The 20,211-nt window shown below is 64.9% G+C and carries 15 protein-coding genes and 1 pseudogene; 5 read left to right on the top strand and 11 right to left on the bottom strand.

What is annotated here, in order from left to right; genetic code table 11:
* The first annotated feature begins 47 nt into the window (after window positions 1–47).
* Window positions 48–1,172, top strand: coding sequence for a hypothetical protein (locus tag VHC04_RS06570; protein ID WP_325679266.1), 1,125 nt, complete (start codon window positions 48–50; stop codon window positions 1,170–1,172).
* Between the two features lie 172 nt (window positions 1,173–1,344).
* Here VHC04_RS06570 and VHC04_RS06565 read toward each other — a convergent pair whose 3' ends face one another.
* From VHC04_RS06565 to thrS, 3 genes are all read right to left on the bottom strand, one after another.
* A complete protein-coding gene (locus VHC04_RS06565) occupies window positions 1,345–2,415 on the bottom strand; it encodes a malate/lactate/ureidoglycolate dehydrogenase (RefSeq protein ID WP_325679264.1) in 1,071 nt (356 codons plus the stop codon).
* Between the two features lie 68 nt (window positions 2,416–2,483).
* Window positions 2,484–3,005, bottom strand: coding sequence for a translation initiation factor IF-3 (gene infC / locus VHC04_RS06560; protein ID WP_325679262.1), 522 nt, complete (start codon window positions 3,003–3,005; stop codon window positions 2,484–2,486).
* 406 nt (window positions 3,006–3,411) lie between these two features.
* Window positions 3,412–5,340: a threonine--tRNA ligase gene (gene thrS, locus VHC04_RS06555; RefSeq protein WP_325679260.1), complete on the bottom strand. Its 1,929-nt coding sequence runs from the start codon at window positions 5,338–5,340 to the stop codon at window positions 3,412–3,414.
* 201 nt (window positions 5,341–5,541) lie between these two features.
* Here thrS and VHC04_RS06550 point away from each other — a divergent pair, with 201 nt between their 5' ends.
* The 4 genes and pseudogenes from VHC04_RS06550 to rlmN all read left to right on the top strand — a co-directional run.
* Window positions 5,542–5,688 (top strand): hypothetical protein, encoded by a 147-nt coding sequence (locus tag VHC04_RS06550; protein WP_325679258.1) that lies wholly within the window; start codon window positions 5,542–5,544, stop codon window positions 5,686–5,688.
* Window positions 5,689–5,806: 118 nt separating this feature from the next.
* Complete coding sequence (locus tag VHC04_RS06545) at window positions 5,807–6,463, top strand: RNA methyltransferase (protein WP_325679256.1); 657 nt, start codon at window positions 5,807–5,809, stop codon at window positions 6,461–6,463.
* Window positions 6,464–6,649: 186 nt separating this feature from the next.
* Complete coding sequence (locus VHC04_RS06540) at window positions 6,650–7,186, top strand: invasion associated locus B family protein (RefSeq protein WP_325679254.1); 537 nt, start codon at window positions 6,650–6,652, stop codon at window positions 7,184–7,186.
* Window positions 7,187–7,263: 77 nt separating this feature from the next.
* A pseudogene (rlmN, locus tag VHC04_RS06535) lies at window positions 7,264–8,409 on the top strand (23S rRNA (adenine(2503)-C(2))-methyltransferase RlmN); the annotation flags it as partial.
* A gap of 392 nt (window positions 8,410–8,801) precedes the next feature.
* On the opposite strand, the gene VHC04_RS06530 reads toward rlmN, so the two are convergent.
* The 8 genes from VHC04_RS06530 to VHC04_RS06495 form a co-directional block, all read right to left on the bottom strand.
* A complete protein-coding gene (locus tag VHC04_RS06530; protein ID WP_325679252.1) occupies window positions 8,802–9,356 on the bottom strand; it encodes a hypothetical protein in 555 nt (184 codons plus the stop codon).
* 991 nt (window positions 9,357–10,347) lie between these two features.
* On the bottom strand, window positions 10,348–12,864 hold the full coding sequence (gene mgtA, locus VHC04_RS06525; RefSeq protein ID WP_325679250.1) for a magnesium-translocating P-type ATPase: 2,517 nt from the start codon (window positions 12,862–12,864) through the stop codon (window positions 10,348–10,350).
* A gap of 242 nt (window positions 12,865–13,106) precedes the next feature.
* Window positions 13,107–13,415, bottom strand: a complete 309-nt coding sequence (locus tag VHC04_RS06520) for a hypothetical protein (RefSeq protein WP_325679248.1) — start codon at window positions 13,413–13,415, stop codon at window positions 13,107–13,109.
* A 28-nt stretch (window positions 13,416–13,443) separates the two neighbouring features.
* Window positions 13,444–14,562, bottom strand: a complete 1,119-nt coding sequence (locus tag VHC04_RS06515) for an efflux RND transporter periplasmic adaptor subunit (protein ID WP_325679246.1) — start codon at window positions 14,560–14,562, stop codon at window positions 13,444–13,446.
* Window positions 14,537–17,755 carry an efflux RND transporter permease subunit gene (locus VHC04_RS06510; RefSeq protein WP_325679244.1) on the bottom strand — a complete coding sequence of 1,073 codons (3,219 nt, stop codon included), beginning with the start codon at window positions 17,753–17,755 and terminating at the stop codon, window positions 14,537–14,539. Before VHC04_RS06510 ends, VHC04_RS06515 begins: the two co-directional genes overlap by 26 nt.
* A gap of 538 nt (window positions 17,756–18,293) precedes the next feature.
* Window positions 18,294–19,544 (bottom strand): hypothetical protein, encoded by a 1,251-nt coding sequence (locus VHC04_RS06505; protein WP_325679242.1) that lies wholly within the window; start codon window positions 19,542–19,544, stop codon window positions 18,294–18,296.
* 42 nt (window positions 19,545–19,586) lie between these two features.
* Window positions 19,587–19,754, bottom strand: a complete 168-nt coding sequence (locus VHC04_RS06500; RefSeq protein WP_325679240.1) for a hypothetical protein — start codon at window positions 19,752–19,754, stop codon at window positions 19,587–19,589.
* On the bottom strand, window positions 19,754–20,170 hold the full coding sequence (locus tag VHC04_RS06495) for a class I SAM-dependent methyltransferase (protein WP_325679238.1): 417 nt from the start codon (window positions 20,168–20,170) through the stop codon (window positions 19,754–19,756). The genes VHC04_RS06500 and VHC04_RS06495 overlap by 1 nt, the downstream gene beginning before the upstream one ends.
* Window positions 20,171–20,211 lie beyond the last annotated feature (41 nt).

Raw genomic sequence — 20,211 nt, 5'->3', positions numbered from 1 at the left:
ATCGGTGCCATCGCGAAAAAGCCGCGGATGGCGGGCCCCCGCCCGCCATGACGGGAGGGGGAGACGCAAAGCCGGCCTCCGCACATTTCGGCCGCTACCTGCGCACCCTGGTCCTCACCGCCGCGGCCACTTTCGCCGCCGTCTGGCTCTGGGTCCTGCTGGCGCCGATGGCCTATATGGACCCGGAATACCCGTCCTGGCGCGCCAAGCAGGCGCTGCTCGACAGGTGCGACCTGGGTGACATCCTGATCCTCGGCGATTCCCGCGCCGCCGCGAACATCCTGCCCACCCGGCTGCCCGTGAAGGCGACCAACCTCGCGGTCGGCGGCGGCGAACCGATCGAGGCCTATGCCGCGCTGACAAGAGCCCTGGCCTGCAAGACGCCGCCGAAACAGGTCATCCTATCCTTCGACCCAGGCCACTTCGCCCGCCCGGACCTGTTCTGGGAACGCAGCGTCCGCTTCGGCTTCCTGGACGGCGCCGACATCGCCACCCTGCGCGCGGACTCGCTGCGCACCGGCGATCTGTCTGTCTATGCCGGCCACGGCACCGCCGTCCTGCCGTTGCGCCTGCGCGACGTGCTGGAGGCGGCGCGCTTCCCCAGCTTCCATTTCGCCGCGCTGACCCACAGCCTGGGCGTCCTGCGCTGGTCCAGAAACGAACGGACGTTTCGGAAAACCCTTGCCGCCCGAGGACAATACGCGTTCGGCACCGAACCGGGCTCCGCCGCCGTGGCGGTCGAGGGCCATCTGGCCGCGTTCCGTCCGCTGCCCGTGCTGGACCTTTACTTCGACCGCCTGCTGTCCCGACTGCAGGCGCAACGGATCCAGGTCCGCTTCCTGATCATGCCGGTGAACCAGGAGACCTGGGCCAGCACCGATCCCGCGGTCCGGTCGGCCTTCAAGACCTATCTCGCCGGCTATGCCGGCCGGTACGACACGTTCCGCGTCGCCACCGGCCTGCCGGAGCACTGGCCGGACCGTTTCTTCGGCGACCAGTTCTGCCATCTGAACCCGGACGGGGCGGAAACGTTCAGCGCCTTGTTGGCGCGGCGGCTGCGGGAGCCGGCCGGCGTGCGGCAGGAGGCGTTGAGCGGATGGTCCGGCGACACCGGCCCAGGCGGTGGCGATGCCGGGAAGGGCATCCCGCCCTCCGCGACGCACGGGTCATAGGCCGCGGCCGCGTGACCGAGCGGGCACACAGGCGGATCGTTCCGCGGTACTGACGTATATAAGGTACGATTCCGGATCGGATCGCACCGCATGCCGGCCGGACCACGGTGCCGGACCACGGTGCCGGACCACGGTGCCGGCGGGGGGGCGCGGCCTGGGGCGGTGCCGCCCGCTATCCGTTCGCCCGCGCCGCCTGGTCGAACTCGGCCGCGGTGATGCCGATCGACTCGGCGGCCGCCTTGATGTCGCGCCAGGTGGTGTCATCCACCTCGATCCCCTCGCGCGCCCGCTTTTCGGCATACCGCCGTTCCGGCTCACCGGGTGTCAGCACGTCGGTGTAACCCGGGGCGGGGCGGGCGGACTTCACATGCGCCTTCACCGCCTGGATGTCCGCCGCCACTTTCGCCGGGTCGCCGATGCGGGACACGTCGATCACCGTCGCCAGCATCGAATTCAGGATGCCGCCCTGCGGCGTGGCGAAGGCACCCTGGCCGCCGGCGATGGCCGAGGCCATGATCTCGCACATCACCGCCAGGCCGGATCCCTTATGCGCGCCGAAGGAGCGCAACGCGCCGGCGTGGTCGCGGATGAAGCCGGTGGGATCGCTGGTCGGGCTGCCCTCGGCGTCGATCAGGCAGCCATCCGGGACCGGCACACCCTTGTTATAGGCGACGCGCGCCTTGCCGGCGGCGATCGTGGTGGTCGCCATGTCCAGCAGCAGGGCGGGGCCGTCCGGTCCGGGCACGCCGACGCAGAACGGGTTGGTGCCCAGCCTGGGCTCCGCCGCCTGCCAGGTCGCCTGCACGTCGTGATGGTCGGCGACGTTGACGAAGGCGGTGAACGCGCAGCCCTGGGACGCCGCCAGCTCCGCATAGGTGCCGATGCGGCCGATATGCGCCGAGTTCCGGAACGCCAGCACGCACGCCCCCAGCTCCTTCGCCCGCCCGATCGCGCGGCGGACGGCGTCGGCCGCCATGCGCTGGCCATAGCCACGGCGGGCGTCGATCACCAGCAGCGCGCCGGCATCCAGCACCGTCTCGGCGGTCTGGTTCGGCACCAGCAGCCCGGCATGCAGCAGCCGCACATAGGCCGGCAGCATGCCCACGCCATGGCTGTCATGCCCGGCCAGGTTCGCCCGCACCAGATGGTCGGCGACCTGCGCGGCCTCGGAGTCCTCGCTGCCCATGCGGCGGGCGATCAGATGGGTCACGGCGCGCAGCGCGTGCGGGGGCAGGGTGGGCATGATGGGCCTTGGCTGGTTCGGGAGAAAAACAGGGTGAAGGCGGGGTCCGGAAGACCCCGCCGGTCCGGTCAGCGTGGCGAGAGGACCATCACCATCTGGCGGTTTTCCATGCGGGGCATCTGCTCGACCTTGGACGTGGCGTCCATTTCCGCTCTGATACGCTCCAGCACGCGCACACCGATATCCTGGTGCGCCATTTCACGGCCGCGGAAGCGCAGCGTGACCTTGACCTTGTCGCCCTCCTCGATGAACGACTTCATGGCGCGCATCTTCACCTGATAGTCGTTTTCATCGATGTTCGGGCGGACCTTGATCTCCTTGATCTCGATCACCTTCTGCTTTTTCTTGGCCTCGTTCTTCTTCTTCTGCTGTTCGTATTTGAACTTGCCGAAGTCGAGGATCTTGCAGACCGGCGGTTCCGCGTTCGGGCTGATCTCCACCAGGTCGAGCCCCACGGCATAGGCGCGCTGCTGCGCCTCCCGGGAACTCATGACCCCCAGCATTTCCCCCTCCTGGTCGATCAGTCGAACCTGGGGAATGCGGATTTCCTCATTGACGCGAGGGCCCTCGCGGGTCGGCGGGGCAGGCATGGGTCCTCTGGCTATGTGTCGCTCCTGTCTCTGTTGCGATAGGGTGTGCGCCGGGGTGCAGTGTCACCACTGTCCGATCAACGGGCATTGTGGTCGGAAACCGGGCCCAAAATCAAGTCAGGTGGCAATGCCCGCCGGCGCGCTTTGGCGCGGCGGCCGGTTCCGCGACAGCGGCGCGGGCTCGTTCCAGCCGCCCCAACCAGGACGCAGGCTCCGATCGTCCGCATCGGCGCCGCATGGCCGTCTAGCCGGGCGCCGACGCCATCGGGCATCCGCAAAGCCATCACGCCGCGCGCCAGCCCTTCAACGACCAGCCCGTCAACAACCAACGCGCCGCCGACCAGCCCGCCGCCGACACGACACTGCGCCGGATCGCGCCTGATCCCGCCATGCCGTCAGTGCATCCTCATCCGCGCCGCAGATCCGGCGGCGTCGCCTCCGCCGCCAGCAGCCGCACGGCGTCGTCCAGCGGCAGCACCTCCTGTGCCTGCACGCCCAGGCGGCGCAGCGCGACGGTGCCGGTCTCGGCCTCCTTGCGGCCGACCACCGCCAGCACCGGCACATGCGCCAGGCTATGCTCCCGCACCTTGGCGTTGATCTTCTGGTTGGAGACATCCGTCTCCACATACAGTCCGGCCCGGGCGAAGGCGGCGGCGGCCTCCCGCGCATAGTCGTCGGCGTCGGAGACGATGGTGGCCACGACCACCTGCACCGGCGCCAGCCACAACGGGAAGCGGCCGGCATATTGCTCGATCAGGATGCCCAGGAACCGCTCGAAACTGCCCAGGATCGCGCGATGCAGCATGATCGGGCGGTGGCGGGCGCCGTCTTCGCCCACATATTCGGCATCCAGCCGCTCCGGCATGTTCGGGTCCACCTGCAAGGTCCCGCACTGCCAGTCCCGGCCGATCGCGTCGCGCAGCACGAACTCCAGCTTCGGGCCGTAGAATGCGCCCTCGCCGGGGTTCAGCTCGTAGTCGACGCCAACCATGCGGCAGGCCTCGCGCAGCGCGTCCTCGGTCTGGTCCCACAAGGCGTCGCTGCCGATGCGGGCTTCCGGCCGGTCGGAGAATTTGATGCGGAATTCCGGAAAGCCGAAATCCGTGTAGATCGAGGACAGCAGTTCCATGAACCGCGCCGTCTCGGGGGCGATCTGTTCTGGCGTGCAAAAGATATGCGCGTCGTCCTGGGTGAAGGCGCGCACCCGCATGATGCCATGCAGTGCGCCGGACGGCTCATAGCGGTGGCAGGAGCCGAACTCGGCCATGCGCAGCGGCAATTCGCGGTAGGAACGAATGCCCTGGCGGAAGATCTGCACATGGCAGGGGCAGTTCATCGGCTTCAGGGCGAGGAATTTGTCCTCCTCCTCGACCTGCGCGACGAACATGTTCTGCCGGTAGTTCTCCCAGTGGCCCGACTTCTCCCACAGGCTGCGATCCACCAGTTGCGGCGTCTTCACCTCCTGGTAGCCGGTGGCATCCAGGCGGCGGCGCATATAGGATTCGACGGTGCGGTACAGCCGCCAGCCCTTCGGATGCCAGAAGATGGAGCCCACCGCCTCTTCCTGGATATGGAACAGGTCCATTTCCTTGCCGATGCGGCGGTGGTCGCGGCGTTCCGCCTCCTCGAGCTGGTGCAGATAGGCGTCCAGCTCCTTCTGGTCGCGCCAGGCGGTGCCGTAGATGCGCGACAGCATGGCGTTGCGGTGGTCGCCGCGCCAATAGGCGCCGGCGACCTTCATCAGCTTGAAGGCGGGGCCGACATCGGCGGTCGTCCGCATATGCGGGCCACGGCACAGGTCGACCCAGTCGCCCTGGCTGTACAGGCTGATGGTTTCGCTGACCGGCAAATCCTGGATCAGCTGCGCCTTGTACTTCTCGCCCTTGGCCTGGAAGAAGGCGATCGCCTCCTCACGATCGACCTCCGTCCGCACGAACCGGGCACCGCGGCCGATGATGTCGCGCATCTTCGCCTCGATGACCGGGAAGTCCTCGGGGGTGAAGGGTTCGTTGCGGGCGAAGTCGTAATAGAACCCGTTCTCGATCGACGGGCCGATGGTGACCTGGGTGCCGGGGAACAGCGCCTGCACCGCCTCGGCCAGCACATGGGCGCAGTCGTGGCGGATCATCTCCAGCGCCTCGGGATCGCGGCGGGTGACGAACACCACGGATGCGTCGCGCTCGATCGGCGTGGCCAGGTCGACCAGCTTGCCGTCCAGCTTCATGGCCAGGGCGGCGCGCGCCAGGCCGGGGCCGATCGCGGCGGCCACGTCCGTGCCGGTGACCGGCGCATCGAACTGGCGTTCGGAGCCGTCGGGCAGGGTAATGGCGGGCATGAGGGCGGTCGTCCTGTTGATTTCGGAGGGGCTGTCTATGGCAATGCCGGGCCGGCGCCGCAACCCCATTCCGGATCGGGATGGCTGCCCTGTCCTGTCATCGCGCCATTGCAGGTTGGAACCGAGCATCAGCCGCTTTCGTTAGGGAAGGCCGCCGTGCTATGGAGTGCGGTCGAGAAAGCCCGAAAGGGGTCTGATTCGATGAACGCCCTGGCTCAAGTGATGTCGCAATTGATTCCCCTGGCCGCTCTTGCCGGCGCGGTGGCCCTCAGCGTCGTCGCGGCGCAGCGCGCCGCCCCGCGGCGCCACCCGGTTCGCGTCCGCGCCACCCGGCACCGCCGCCGCTGATCCAGCCGACGCTGTTCCGGACGCCGCGCCGCTCGGCCGCGATCCCGGCGGCCCAATTCTCGTCGGTCCCGGTCCCGCCGACCCCAATGCCGTCGGCGCAAGCCCGGCCCTCGGCTCCATGACCGGCACCCAGTCCGGCGTCCGGGCACGCGGCTATTTCGGCCTCGGCGTCGAGGGCGTTTCCAAGTCCGCCAATGTCGGGGCGCTGCTGCGCACCGGCCACGCATTCGGGGCGGTGTTCTGCTTCACCATCGGCGCCGGCTGGGATTCCCGGGCCGCCCGCACCGCCGACACCTCCCACACGCAGCGTCACGTGCCGATGTGGCGCTTCCCCGCCGTCGAGGCGCTGTCACTGCCGCGCGGGTGCGCCCTGGTCGGGATCGAGCTGCTGCCGGATGCCGTGGACCTGCCGTCCTTCCGCCATCCGCTGAATGCCGCCTATGTGCTGGGGCCGGAGCGGGCGGGGCTGTCGCCGGCATTGCTGGCGCGCTGCGACCACGTGGTGCGCATCCCCACCCGCTTCGCGCTGAACCTGGCCGTGGCCGGCGCGCTGGTGCTGTATGATCGGCTGCTGCAACACGGGCGGTTCGCCGAGCGGCCGGTCGGCAGCCGGGCGGCGCAGGCGCCGCTGCCGCCCACCGGCCACGGCGCGCCCCGTTTCCGCCGCACCATCCCCGACTGGCTGGCGGACCGGCAACCGGCGGCGGCCGGGGAAGCGGCGGAGGATATGTGTCAGCCGGAAACACGTTTGCGTGAATGGGGTGACAAAGCGTAACCGCCCCGGGGCGGCGGGTGCGGTGCCGTGAGGGCGGAATCGAGGCCCCGCCGATCGGTCGCGGCGGGGGCAGCCATGCGGCCATGCGTGCCGACAAATCTTGTTTGCCGCAGGCGTCGGCCGTATTCACTGCCGCCCATGAAGACTCGTCTCGCTCTGCTTGCCCCAGCTCTGTTTGCTCCAGCTGTGCTTGTCCTGGCCGCACTCGGCGTGGCACTGGCCGTGACGCCGGCCCTTGCCGCCCCGAAAAAGCCGGCACATGCCGAGAAGGAGAAGGCGTCGGCCGCAGCCGCCGGGCCCAAGGCCATCGGCAGGTTCGATGACTGGACCGCCGCCACCCACCAGGAGGCCGGCGCCAATGTCTGCTACGCCTTCACCCGCGCCCAGAGCTCGGCGCCCAGCCTGCCGGGGCGCGGCCCGGTGGTGCTGACGGTGACGGAGCGGCCGACCGGTCGCGACTCGGTGGCAATGGAGGCGGGCTTCACCTTCCAGCCGAATGCCAATGTCACGGTGCAGGTCGATCAGACCGGGCTGGAATTCTACACCGACAAGCGCAACGCCTTTGCCCGCGACGGCAAGGCGGCGGTGACGGCGTTCGCCAAGGGAAGCCGGGCGATCGCCCGCTCGCCGGGGCCGAAGGAAGCGACGGTGACCGACACGTTCAGCCTGCGCGGCTTCAGCGCCGCCTACGCCGCCATCGTGAAGGCCTGCCCGCCGAAATGAGCGTGGGGGCAGTCAGCCACGCGGCCGGCAGCGCGGGCGCCCATGCGGCAGGCGCGGCGGGCGGCGGCGTCGCGGCGCTGACGGCGGCGGAGCGTGAGCGGATCCTGGCCAAGTCGGCGATGTTCGATCCGCCGGACGCGGCGCTGCCGGACGGCCGCCGTGACCTCGTCGGGCTGAACCGCGAGGAGCTGGCCGCCGAGATCGCCGCGATCCATGAGGCGCCGTTCCGCGTCAAGCAGCTGTGGCACTGGATCTACCACCAGGGCGTCACCGACTTTTCCCGGATGTCCTCGATCGCGCGTCCGTTGCAGGAGAAACTGGCGGCGCGGTTCGTGATCGGCCGTCCCGCCGTTGCGACAGTGCAGACCAGCCAGGACGAGACCCGTAAATGGCTGTTCCGCTTCCGCGACGGGCAGGAGGCGGAGACGGTCTATATCCCCGACAAGCAGGAGGATCGCGGCGCGGTCTGCATCTCCTCCCAGGTCGGCTGCACCCTGTCCTGCCGGTTCTGCCATACCGGCACGCAGACCTTGGTGCGCAACCTGGGCGCGCCGGAAATCGTCGGCCAGTTCATGGCGGCAAGGGATTCCTATGGCGAATGGCCGTCGCCGAAGGGCGAGACGCCGCGCCTGCTGTCCACCATCGTTCTGATGGGCATGGGTGAGCCCCTGTACAACTACGCCAACGTCGCCAAGGCGATGCGCATCGTCATGGACAATGAGGGCATCGGCTTGTCGCGGCGGCGGATCACGCTGTCGACCTCGGGCGTCGTGCCGATGATGGACCGCTGCGGGGCGGAGCTGGGCGTGAACCTGGCGGTGTCGCTGCACGCCGTGACGGACGCGTTGCGCGATGAGCTGGTGCCGCTGAACCGCAAATACCCGATCCGCGAGGTGATCGCCGCCTGCCGCCGTTATCCTGGCGCATCGAATGCGCGGCGGATCACCTTCGAATACATCATGCTGAAGGGCGTGAACGATTCGGAAGCGGAAGCCCGCGAGCTGGTGCGGCTGATCGCCGGGCTGCCGGCGAAGGTGAACCTGATCCCGTTCAATCCCTGGCCCGGCTCGAAATACGAGCCCAGCAGCAGAAGCGCGCTGGACCGGTTCGCCCGGATCGTGAATGACGCAGGCTTCGCATCGCCGGTGCGGACACCGCGTGGACAGGACATTCTGGCCGCGTGCGGGCAGTTGCGGACGGAAACCCGGCGGGAGCGGGCGGCAGGGGAACGAGCAGCGCCAGGACGAGCCATGTCGGAACGACGCGGGGCGGAACGGAGCGGGGCTGAACGAGTCGGGGTTGAACGAGTCGGGGCGGAGCGCACGGAGTCCGCACCGGCAGACGCGGCGGCTGGCTGAGCAGGTCACACCACCGCTTTCCGTGATGGCGGGCGCCGGCCCGCCCTCTACTCCTTTGCCGACGCCATCCACCCCTTTGCCGAAAAGCCACAGTTGCAGCGGGATTCTCGCCGCGGCCAGGATCGTCATCACGCGCCGGCTTCCCCCTTGTTCCGGCTGGTCCGAGCCGGCAACGGAAGCCTCTGCCGTTGGGGGGCGGCGTGGGCAAACAAATGCGCCCGGCGGCAGGCGGCCAGTGGAAGGAGAAACGGCCGTTTCTACATCCGTGCCTTGTCCACCCGCTTGCCCAATGCTCCACCCAGTACATAGCCCAACTGGCGCGCCAACCGGTTGGTGTCGGGCGTCCGCACGGTGCATTGCACGACGGCGATCCAGGACGCCGGTTCGGACGGGCTGTTGCGGATTTCGGCGCGCAGCATCAGCAGGCCGGACTGCGCCTTGGTCCGCGGGTTGAACATGCTGGCGCTGGGAATATCCGGCAGGGCGAGCGAGATGCCGCCCTGCAGCGCCGACTGCGCGCCGTTCGACCAGCTGGACCAGCCGGTCTGCGGATTGCCGGCCTGGCTCATCGCCGGGCCGCCCGGCGTCGATCCGCCCTCGCCGGCCACCTGGTAGGTCACCCGCAGCAGGGCCGTGGGCGTGCCCGTGGTGGTCACGCCGGCGGCCCGCAGGCCGCTCATGAACGCCTGCACGGATTCCGAGGATGCCGAGCTGCTGCTGGCCACGTTCAACGCGACGACGGTGGGAGTGGGCAGCGGCTTCAGCAGCGTCGCGGAATAGACGCCCGGACAGACGCCTTGGGCATGGGCCATCGCCGGCGCCGCGCATAGCAGCATCGCGGCGGCACATGTGGATCGAAGGCTGAAACGAAGGGTCACGGCGGCGTTATAACATCGGATCGGGCAATGGCCATTGAGGCATGCCAAGGTCAGGCTGACCCTGGCATGCTTTTTTGATTTGAGAGCGCGATTCACGCCTTCTCACCGCCGGCTTCAGGCGATCGCGCTCTGGCGGCGCGGACCGACCGCGCCTCGGCCGCTCCCGCGGTGCCTGTCCTGGGGTGCCTTCGTGTCGGCGTCACGGTCAGGGAGTCCGGTGACGTAGGTGGACATCCGGATCGATCCATCCGCCTGCGGCTCGAGATGGATGCCCTGAACCTCGTTCTCGAAGCCGGGGAACAGGTTGGAGGCTTTTTCGGTAAAGGGGGCAAAACTCCGGACAGGAGCGCATGATTTTCTTACTCCGGCCCGACTCGGTGCGAGTCCTTGTGACTGTGCCGCAGACCCCGTCCCTTTCCGAGCTGAGCCGGGCCGAGCTTGACGCCTTGCTGGTCAAGCTGTTTGGCGACGTCGCTGCTCTCGGGCAGATGGTGAGTGAACAGCGTGAGGAGATTGACCGGCTGAAGGGTTTGAAGGGGCCGCCCGACATCAAGCCCAGAGGCATGGGCAAGGCCACCGGACCGATCGAGCCCGGTTGGCGGAAGCACCCGCGACGCGGCAAGGTTCGCCCCCCCCTTGCTGATCGGGGATCGTGTGCTGACCGCCGCGGCGCCCGCGGGATCAGTTCGACATCGGCCGGCATGGCCTGTGCCGGGTCCACGCGGAACGGTTGGTGCATGAGCTGGACAGCTTCACCGACTTGCATCGAACGGCTCAGCAAAACATTCGCAGGCTGATTTAGGGCTTCTACGCCGATCTCAAGGTTTACCGGACCAACCCCGGCAAATGCCGCCGCGCATGTACCCCGCATATTCTTTTCCAGGCAGTGCCATAATAAACCACATGGAAGCCGAAGCGACACCGCTCAGCTACCGGAAGCAAATCGCTTCAGCAGCTGGGCGCTCATGAGATAGGCGACCGTGATGATACCCACCGCGAACAAAACAGCAGCGCTCGGCGTGGCAAAATCAAACCACCCACCCAAGGCCGTGAACGGAATAGCCAGCGCTGCGACCAAGGCGCAAAGGGCCGAGATCAGAAGTCGTGGGTCGGGAGGCGTTCGCCAGGGCAGGCCAGGTGTTCGGATGAGGAAGACGACGAGTATCTGCGTTGCAATCGACTCCAGGAACCAGGCGGTCCTGAACTCCGGAGCCGCGACCTGAAAGCCAATCAGAAGCACGAGGAAGGTGATGCCATCGAAGGCTGAGGAAAGCGGTCCCATGATCCCGGCATAGCGGACAATTCCATGCATGTTCCAGCGCTGGGGGCGGCTCAGATCCGACGAGCCGACGGTATCAAAGGGAATGCCGACCTCCGAAAGGTCGTAAAGGAGGTTGTTCAGAAGAATCTGCGTCGCCAGTAGCGGCAGAAACGGCAAGAACAGGGATGCCGCGGCCATCGAAAGCATATTACCGAAGTTGGAGCTGGAACCCATACGGACGTATTTCAGGATGTTTGCGAACGTCCGACGGCCTTCCTCAACCCCGCCGGCCACGACATTGAGGTCTGGCGCCAGCAGGATCATATCGGCGGCCGCACGAGCGACACCGGTCGCGCCGTCGACAGAAAGTCCGACATCGGCCATGCGGATTCCCGGTGCATCATTCACACCGTCTCCCAGAAAACCCACTGTCTCGCCTCTCGCCTGCAGGGCGCGTACCACGCGAACCTTCTGGTCGGGTGTGAGACGACCGTAAAGATCAACGCTCTGAACCCGCGCGGCCAATGCCTCGTCACTCAGCATCGCCAACGCCGGCCCGGCCAATACGGAGGCGGTGTTCAACCCGACCAATCCGGCGATCCGCGCCACGACGAGCGGATCGTCGCCCGAGAGCACTTTCACGCGTACGCCGGCTGCCGCCAGCCGTTTCAGAGCCTCGCCGGCTGTTTGCTTCGGGGGATCGGCGAAGGTGCAGAAGCCTTGAAAGATCAGGTCCGTCTCGTCGTCCGGCGCGAGCGCGTCGCCGGCGACGGCGCAGGGTTTGGTAGCGACCGCGATGGCGCGAAGGCCCTGCGCTGCAAGCGTGTTGAGCTTCGCCAAGATCGCATCTCGGGCTTCGTCATCAAGCTCGGTGCACGCCTGACCCTTCATTTGCCGGTTGCATACCGCGAGGATCGCTTCAGGCGCGCCTTTGCAGATGAGCAGACGCTCCGCGGCTCGTTCCGCCAGCACGGACCCGCGTCGCCGCTCATAGCTGAATCCGATCCGACCTTGCGCTGTCCAACCCTCCTCGGCCGCCGGCGCAGCGGCTGCCAGTGCTCCATCCATGGCCCCACGATCACCTGCAAGCTCGGCGCAGAGGCCAGCGAGGGCCGCGATGTGAGGATCGTCCTCGCCTTGCGCATTGAGGCTACCGGCGAGCACGATCTCGGCCGATGTCAAGGTGCCCGTCTTGTCGGTGCATAGGACCGTCATGGCGCCGAGATCATGTATTGAGGCCAACCGCTTGACGATCACCTTCCGCCTTGCCATCCGCACGGCCCCGCGCGCCAGGGTCACCGTGGTAATCATCGGCAGAAGTTCCGGCGTCAGTCCCACGGCCAGGGCGACGGCAAACATCAGCGACTCTATGAGATGGCGTCCAAATAGCAGGTTGATTGCGAGGACGGCCACCGAGAGGATACCGGCGGCGCGTGCCACCACGAAGCCCAGAGCGCGCAGGTCCCGCTGAAATGGAGACGGGGTGGTATCCTGGGCGAGGGCCGAGACGACGCCGCCGAAGATGGTTCGGCGGCCTGTGGCCACCGCCAGAGCTATCGCTTCCCCGGTTTGCGCGATTGACCCGCGGAACAGTGCATTCGTTGCGTCAGCCGGTGAGCTGGCGGCGGCGGCTCCGGGTCGCTTTTCCACGGGGTAGGGTTCACCGGTTAGAGCTGCCTCATTGGCGGTGAAGCTCGAAACTTCCAGAACAAGGGCGTCGGCCGGAATGACATCGCCGATCCGCACACGGAAGACATCCCCGGGGACGACGTTGTCGGTGGGCACGCTAACAAACCGGCCATCACGCCTGACTTCGGCCTTCAATGCGACCGATTGCTTGAGCGCATCGGCGGCCTTGGCCGCGCGGCCCTCCTGAAACGCATCTAATGCGATGGAAATTATGATGATAGCGGCAATGATACTGGCGCTGGTCGCGTCTCCTGTCGCTGCCGAGACGCTGGCCGCAAACAAGAGTAGCAGAATCAGCGGCTCCAGAAAGCGGCGGGCGATTGCGCCAAATGCCGAGACCTTACGGGCGGGTGCGTCAACGTTCAGGCCATAAATCCTGAGACGATCCGCTGCCTCGCGTCCCGTCAGGCCCTGGGCGCTGGCCTGGAGTTGGGCAAGGACGACTTCGGGCGGATGTGTCCAGAACGGATCGCGCGCATTTGTCGTCTTCAAGGCCGCCAGTTACCCATGTGCCCTCTCTGCTTACGAGCTGTCTGTTTGGCGACTTCCGTGTACTCTACCTCCCATTGAGGGTACCCCACCTCCCATGGAAGCTCCAGCCTCGGCGTTCCCACTGATGGACGTCGTTGCCTGCTGCGACCGCTCAGAACCGGACGAGCAGCTTGAGGGTCGTGCCGCAAGCTGGCTTGACTTCGCGGGACTCCGATCCGGTCGACGGCGCCGAACATGGCTGATCAGGATTCGGGATGGCCTCGCATTCCATTCCGGCCCTTCATATGTGCACTCCAAAGGGAGACAATTTCGGGACTGGCAGGGGGCAAGGCGTTAACGACGTCGGCGACAAGCTCCTCAAGATACGCCAGGTTGGCCTCCGGCGTGCCGTCCACCAGCGCGTTGTCAGTGACATGGGCCACCGCCTCGGACCCGGGGGCGGCGTGCACCCAAACCTCATAGATGTCGCTGCCGCTTTCGCTCACCCAAACCGGGCGTCCGCATATCAGGGCCGGAACCTTGGCGCCATTGGGGCAAACGACGTAGGACATGGATCATGTCATCCTTTATGCTCTATCTCTACCTCGGCCGGACTGGCTGTACTCGCCCTCCGTCGCTGACATCATCCGGCAAGTTTACGGCAATGGTCTGCCCCACGACGGCGCCCTCGGCCAGGTTGGCTGTTACCCCGTCCGTGTTCGCCACTTTCACGGGCAGCAAATGAATCGTATCATCCGTGCCTAACTGCGCGATCGAGGTGTGTGTACCGTGGATGATCAGCCCGGCAACCGGCACCTCCGGATAGCTGATCGTGGGCACATGCAAGGTCACGTAGGCGAAACTGCCTGGCAGCAGGAACCCGTCCTTGTTATCGATCTCCAACTCCACGAACAATGTCCTGGTCCGCGGGTCGAGCTCATGGGAGGTGCGTGCGATCCGGCCCTGAACCGTGCGGCTGGAATTGGCGCCGTCCGCCACGTCCGCAACATCGCCGACATGCACATATGGGACGTCCCGCTGTTCCACATAGACATCGACGCGTAGTCTGCTTTCGTCCGCGACCGTCAACACTGGCTGATTACTCGTCATGTTGGTCGTGGAGTTCTGCACGAGCGACCCGACATCCACGAAGCGCGCGGTGATCACGCCGTCGAACGGCGCGCGGATCTGCTCATAGGATTTCAACGTGGCGAGCTGAGCGACGTTCGCGGTTGCCATGGCGAAGTCCGTCTGCGCCTGGTCGGCAGCCTGTTGCGAGGTCCACCCCTTGCCCACGAGGTCCTTGGCGCGGTCCCAGTTGCGCTTTTTATTCTGCAGGTCGCGCACCGCGCTTTCGTACTGCTGGTCGGTCTCCACCGAGGAAACCGTGGCCAATACATCGCCGGCCTTGACGCGGTCGCCGCGGTCGACGTCTATGCGGCCGACATAGCCACTGACCTTGCTGTACAGCGTCGCCGTCTGGTACGGTCGCGTATCGCCCAGAAGTTGGATCAGCCGTTCCTTGGGGCCCTGGGTCACCGTGGCGATCTGCACCACCGGTCCGCGCTTCACGACGTCGGCGAACGCCTCCCGCGAGGCGGACAGCGAGTCGTTCTTGGTCTGCCACATGCGCAGCACGCCGAGGGCGGCCCCGCCGATCAGCAGCAGGCCGACACAGTACAACAAGATACGTCTAACCATGCGAATGGTCTCCGGCACCGGCGGCTTCCGTTTCGAAGCGCGAGTCGAGTACGTGCAAGGTAGGTAGCTGCCGCCGCAGCAGCGTATAGAAGGCGGGAACGATGAACAGTGTCGCGACGGTGGCGAGCACGAGGCCGCCGATGACCGCGCGGCCCAGCGGCGCGTTCTGCTCCCCCGCCTCGCCGAGACCAAGGGCCATGGGCACCATGCCGATGATCATCGCGAGCGCTGTCATCAGCACAGGGCGGAGGCGAATGGTGGCGGACTGGACCACCGCGTCGAACGCCGACAGGCCAGGGTCGCGCGCCCGCAGGTCGTTCGCGAAACTCACGACGAGGATGGAATTCGAGACCGAAATGCCGATCGTCATAATGGAGCCCATCAGAGATTCGACGTTCACGGTCGTCCCGGTGACGGCCAGCATCCAGATGATGCCGACCAGGCCGCCAGGGATTGCCATCATGATGATGAACGGATCGACCCAGGATTGGAACAGGACCACCAGCAGCGCGTAGACCAGTACGATCGCCAGGATCATGCCGAGCCCAAGGCTGCGGAACGATGCCTGCATGATCTCGTTCTGGCCGCGGATGTCGATATGCGTGGTGATGGGCAACCCCCGGCTTATCTCATTAATGGCGGTCTGAATGTCGGCGGCGGTCGACCCCAGATCACGGCCGTCCACGTTGGCGGCGATATCCAGTTCGCGCTGCACGGTGTAATGGTTGACCGATTCCAGGCTGGAGCGCGGATAGATCGTGGCGAGGTCGGCGAGCCGCATCACCGGAGAGGCCGGTTGCGCCGCCGGCGCGATCGCCGGTGGCGGGGGGGCGCCGCTGACCGGTGTGTTCATCAGATCAGTGGCCGAGTTGATTCGCGTGATCGGCGTCTGCACCGCCACCGAATAATTCACGTTGTTCTGCGGGTTCAGGAAAAAGTTCGGCGCGACCAGCACCGACGATGACAGGGACGTCAGCATGTTGCTGGCAACATCGCGTTGCGACACATGCAGTTTCGCCGCGCGCAGGCGGTCGACATCAATCTGCAAGGCCGGGTAGTTCAGCACCTGCGCCAGATGCGCGTCCGCCACGCCGGGGATCATCCGCATCCGCTGCAGCAACTGTTGCGCGAGACCGTAGGAGCGGTCGAAGTTCACATCCTGGATCTGCACGTCGATCGGTGCGGGCAGGCCGAAGTTCAGCACCTGGCTGACGATATCGGCCGTCTGGAAGTAGAACGTGCTGCCGGGAAAGGCCGCCGGTAGCCGCTCGCGGATGGTCCGCATGTAGCCAAGTGTCGGGTGATGATCCGATTTCAGGGAAATCAGGATCTCCGCGTCCATCTCCCCTACGTTGTCGCTCGGCACGAAGGCAAGATTGAAGGAGGAGGGGACACCCACGGTGTCATTGATCGTATCGAGTTCGCCGGGGGGGATGATCTTGCGGATCGCCTCCTCCACCTGCAGCACCTGCCGCTCCGTGTCCTCGATACGGGTGCCCGGGGGCGCTCGGTAGTGAAGCTTGATCAGACCCACATCGGCGGTTGGAAAGAAGTCCAGCCCGATCGTTGCCGCGGCGCCGCCGGTGACCAGAAGTAGCCCGCCGAAGCAAAGCAGAACAAAGCCGCGGTTACGCAAGCCGGCTTCCAGCAGTCGGCCATATCCGGAACGGAATCGGTTGAAGCCACGATCAAACAGGCCGAACAAGCCCTTGGGCTCGGCATGGTGATCGGCAGATGCCAATAGAAGGCGCGCGAAACTGGGTACCACCGTGAAGCTCAGCACATAGGAGGCGAGCATGCAGAACACGACAGTGATGGCAAGCGGAATGAAGAGGAACCGGGCCACACCGAACAGCATGACGACCGGAAAGAACACGATGCAGATCGCCAATGTTGCCACCGTCAGTGGCTGAATGACCTCACCGGTGCCATCGAGGATGGCGACGGTGAGCGGCTTGCCCAGTGTCAGATTGCGGTGAATGTTCTCGATCGTCACCGTGGCATTGTCGACCAGCAGACCAATGGCGAGAGCCAATCCGCCCAGCGTCATCAGGTTGATGCTATTCCCGGTCAGGAACAGACCGATAATGCCGGCAAACAATGAGAGCGGGATGGAGGCGGAGACGATCACCGTGTTCCGCCAGCTTCCGAGGAAGATGAGGATCAGCGCAGAAACGAGGATCGATGAGATGATCGCCTCGCGTACCACGTTCTGAACGGCGGCGCGGACAAACACCGACTGATCGAAATCAAGCTTGAGATCCAGGCCATTCGGCGCGGCGGCCTGGATTTCTGGCAACGCGGCGCGGGTCGCGTCCACCACAGCCAGCGTCGAAGCATCGGCATGCTTCAGGATCGCCAGGTACACCGCGCGCTTACCATTGACATGGACAATATTGGACTGGGTCGCGAAGCTGTCACTAACGTGGCCGATATCGCCAATCGTAATGGGCACGCCTTGGAAAACACCGATCGGCAGTGCATTGAACCGGTCGACCGCAGTCGGGCTGGAATTGAGCTGGACGTTATAGGTGCGGTCCCCCAGGCGGGCCGTGCCGGCCGGCACGATGACGTTCGACGCCTGCAGCGCATTGACCACGTCCGTGAGGGACAGGCCCTTGGCCGCCAGCAGCGCCGGATCCACGTCGACGTCTATCTGACGTTGCTTGCCGCCAAACGGGCCAGGTGTCGACAGGCCGGGGATGGTGAAGAGCCGAACCCGAATGAAATTCAGGCTGTAGTCGTAGATCTGTTGTTCCGAAAGCGTCTGCGATGACAGCGTCATCTGCACGACAGGTACATTCGAGGCGTTGAATTGAATCACCGCCGGCGGCTGCATCCCGGGGGGCGCGCTACGGAGAATGCTGTTGTTCACCGATGAGATCTGTGCAATGGCGCCGCCGATATCAGTGCCGGGTTGAAAGTAGACTTTCAGAAGACCGACGCCTGGAATTGACTGGGATTCGATGCGGGAAATGCCATTAACGGTCGTCGAATAGGCGCGTTCCGAGATAAAGACGACCCGGCGTTCCATATCCTCGGTGGTCAGCCCGGGATAGTTCCAGACGACAAGCACCACCGGGATGTCTATGATGGGGAAGATGTCGACGATCATGCGCGTCAATGAAAGAGCGCCGAGCAGGATGATCAGCATTGCCGCGATTGCCGACGTATAAGGCCGCCGTAAACTGAGCCGCACCAAACCGAGCATATGTCCTCCCCTTCGGAACCGGCGCGTGTTCCATGGCCATTATCTTCGCCTCCCGGATGGGCGCCAAGCAACCCGGGGTGCCAGGTGAGCAACCGTGGGTGGGTGGTCAACATCAAGGGAAGTGGCCGACCTTGCAGCTTTGACGTCTTTGGCAGCCTTTGTCTACTTGCGGAGCAACTGGAGGTCCTCCGCGAGCATTGACGGTCGCCGCCTCAGGTATTCGCGACACACCCTCTGATCTTCCGTCCCAAGATCGCGCAAACACCCGATTTCCAGTTTGTTCTCGCCAAGACGGGGGCAACCTGCTCGCGAGAGTAGAGGGCCGTCAGCCGTTGTCCAATCGCTATCACCCTGCCAATGCCGCCACGAAGATAGGTGGCCTCGGCAGTGTTGAACGGTAATCCAGATCAAGGCCGAGGTCGGTCTCGCGGTGCCGGGCCTGGCCCGGAGCGTTCTCAGCCGGGCGGAGGTCAGCCCCCCACCGAGCCCTTCCTATGGGCGGGTTGGTCACGCTAAGGTCCCCGCTGGTGTCGGCTCCTCAGCGCGATCGCCACAAGCCGCCTATGTTTCGATGACCCGCAACGATCGTCAAGCCACGCCGGGCCGCGGCCAGTTCCTCATCGCTCGCCATATAGCGGCGTACCCCATCACGCTTCAGCGCATACCGACGCATGTCATCCGACACCAGTTGCAGCAATCGTGCCTCCTGCAAAAGGACAGCACGGATTGACTCGATGGAATCAATCGACCGGACGACAAGCTCAAGATGCCGCAAACACAATCCTGAAAACCGCCGTGACGTACTGTTATCGGCGGCGGTGACCGTGGACGCGAACCCGGTCACGCCAGCGCGCTCGATATCGCGATGCGCATTGCACAGCTCACATCCAGCGGATGTCGCTTGTAGCGTATCCAGCTCCGCCACGATCCGTTCCTTGTCTGACGCGCCCGCCGCCTCCCGCATGCGTGATGAGACCCGCTCGAGGAGCGGTGAGAAACCAAGGCAGGTCCCTTGAGGACTTGCTATTGTGTCGTACTGCCAGGTGTGAAACGCGCATAACCCAGATCGCTCGGCCAGCTTCTTCTGGGTCTCGCTGCAGGTAGCAATATCATATTGATAATGACATAGATAATCGTATATCTCACGCTCTATACGACTGCAGATCGGGCATTCCGTGAAGATCGACCGATCTTCGCTGACAGACTCGACAACCGCCGACGTACCTTGCGGCCGCCTGCGTTCCAGACGTTCTCGAAGAGCACGAAGCCGGCTGAACAAATCCTGTGAATTCGGGACATCGCGCAGAGCTTCCGCGACACGCTCACACATCCGGAGCAGAAATCGCTCCTGCTTCTCGGTCAAGAGAAACGTTGTGAGCGCATTGACAAGCTCAGGGATCCCGCTTTCGGCCCAGAGTTGTGGATTTTGCATCTGGGTTGCTTCAATGCCATAGCGCGCCGAGATCGAGAAAATGCGTGGCATTTTGCCGTGAAAGACTGATGTAGTCAGATCCTCCAGATGCCGTATAGCCTGCGACTGCTCTTCGGCGGACACGGTATCTCTCTTGTTGATGACCAGAAACACATGGGTTGCGGAACCCGCGACGCCCTGCAGTATCTTGAGTTCTTCTTCCGACAGCTGGCTGTCGAAGCTTGTGACCAGCATGAATGCATCCGCTTGCGGCAGGAAGCGTCCGGTCGTTCGCGTATTTTCGATGATGGCCGAGCCCAAGCCCGGCGTATCCACAAAATGAAAGCCACGCCGCAACAGCTCAGCCGGTAGTTCCACGCGGGCGACGGCAACCCGCTTTTGGTTCGCCGGATTGCCTTGCTAGGTGACGTAATTGGGGAGTGCATCAAGACGGATTTCCTCGGGAATACCCCACCCCTCACGCTCGATATAAGCCCGCTCGGTGCTGCCATAGCTGACTGTCGTGATTACCGACGTAAGCGGAACGATGCCGGTAGGAAGGCTCTCGGTGTGCAGCATCGCATTCATCAGGGATGATTTTCCCCGACTAAACCTTCCCACCACGACCAAGTTAAACCGATCCTCGGCCGGTCGAGCGTAGAGATCGCCGAATGGTGACGGAATCTCTGGCCGCGTCTCTCGAAGAATGGTCGCTGCCGTGCGCAAAACTGCGCCTCGTCGATGGACATGCCAGGCTCCTGAAAATAGGCACAGGAATACTGCATGTCCCGATCAAGAAACGCGCGGAACAATGTCTCCGACAGATCATAATGATGGGCAACGTTGCGCTTGGCTGCCTTTCTTGAGTTGGCCTTCAGAAATTGCCTGGCCAGCTTCCGGAATATTCTCGCTAACCAGGAGTCGTGACGAGAATGGCGGTGTGCCAGATTTCGGCCGCATATATCCAGGAGATCCCATATGGTGCCTTTCTCAAGCACCAGCATGCCGTCGACGACCGCAGGCTTCAGGTCGTGCGCTTCGCACC

The sequence above is a fragment of the Rhodopila sp. genome, assembly GCF_035548095.1.
In the GTDB taxonomy this organism is placed as follows: Bacteria; Pseudomonadota; Alphaproteobacteria; order Acetobacterales; family Acetobacteraceae; genus Rhodopila.
Note: the sequence above shows the minus strand (reverse complement) of the source record. Positions and strands in the feature narration are given on the sequence as shown.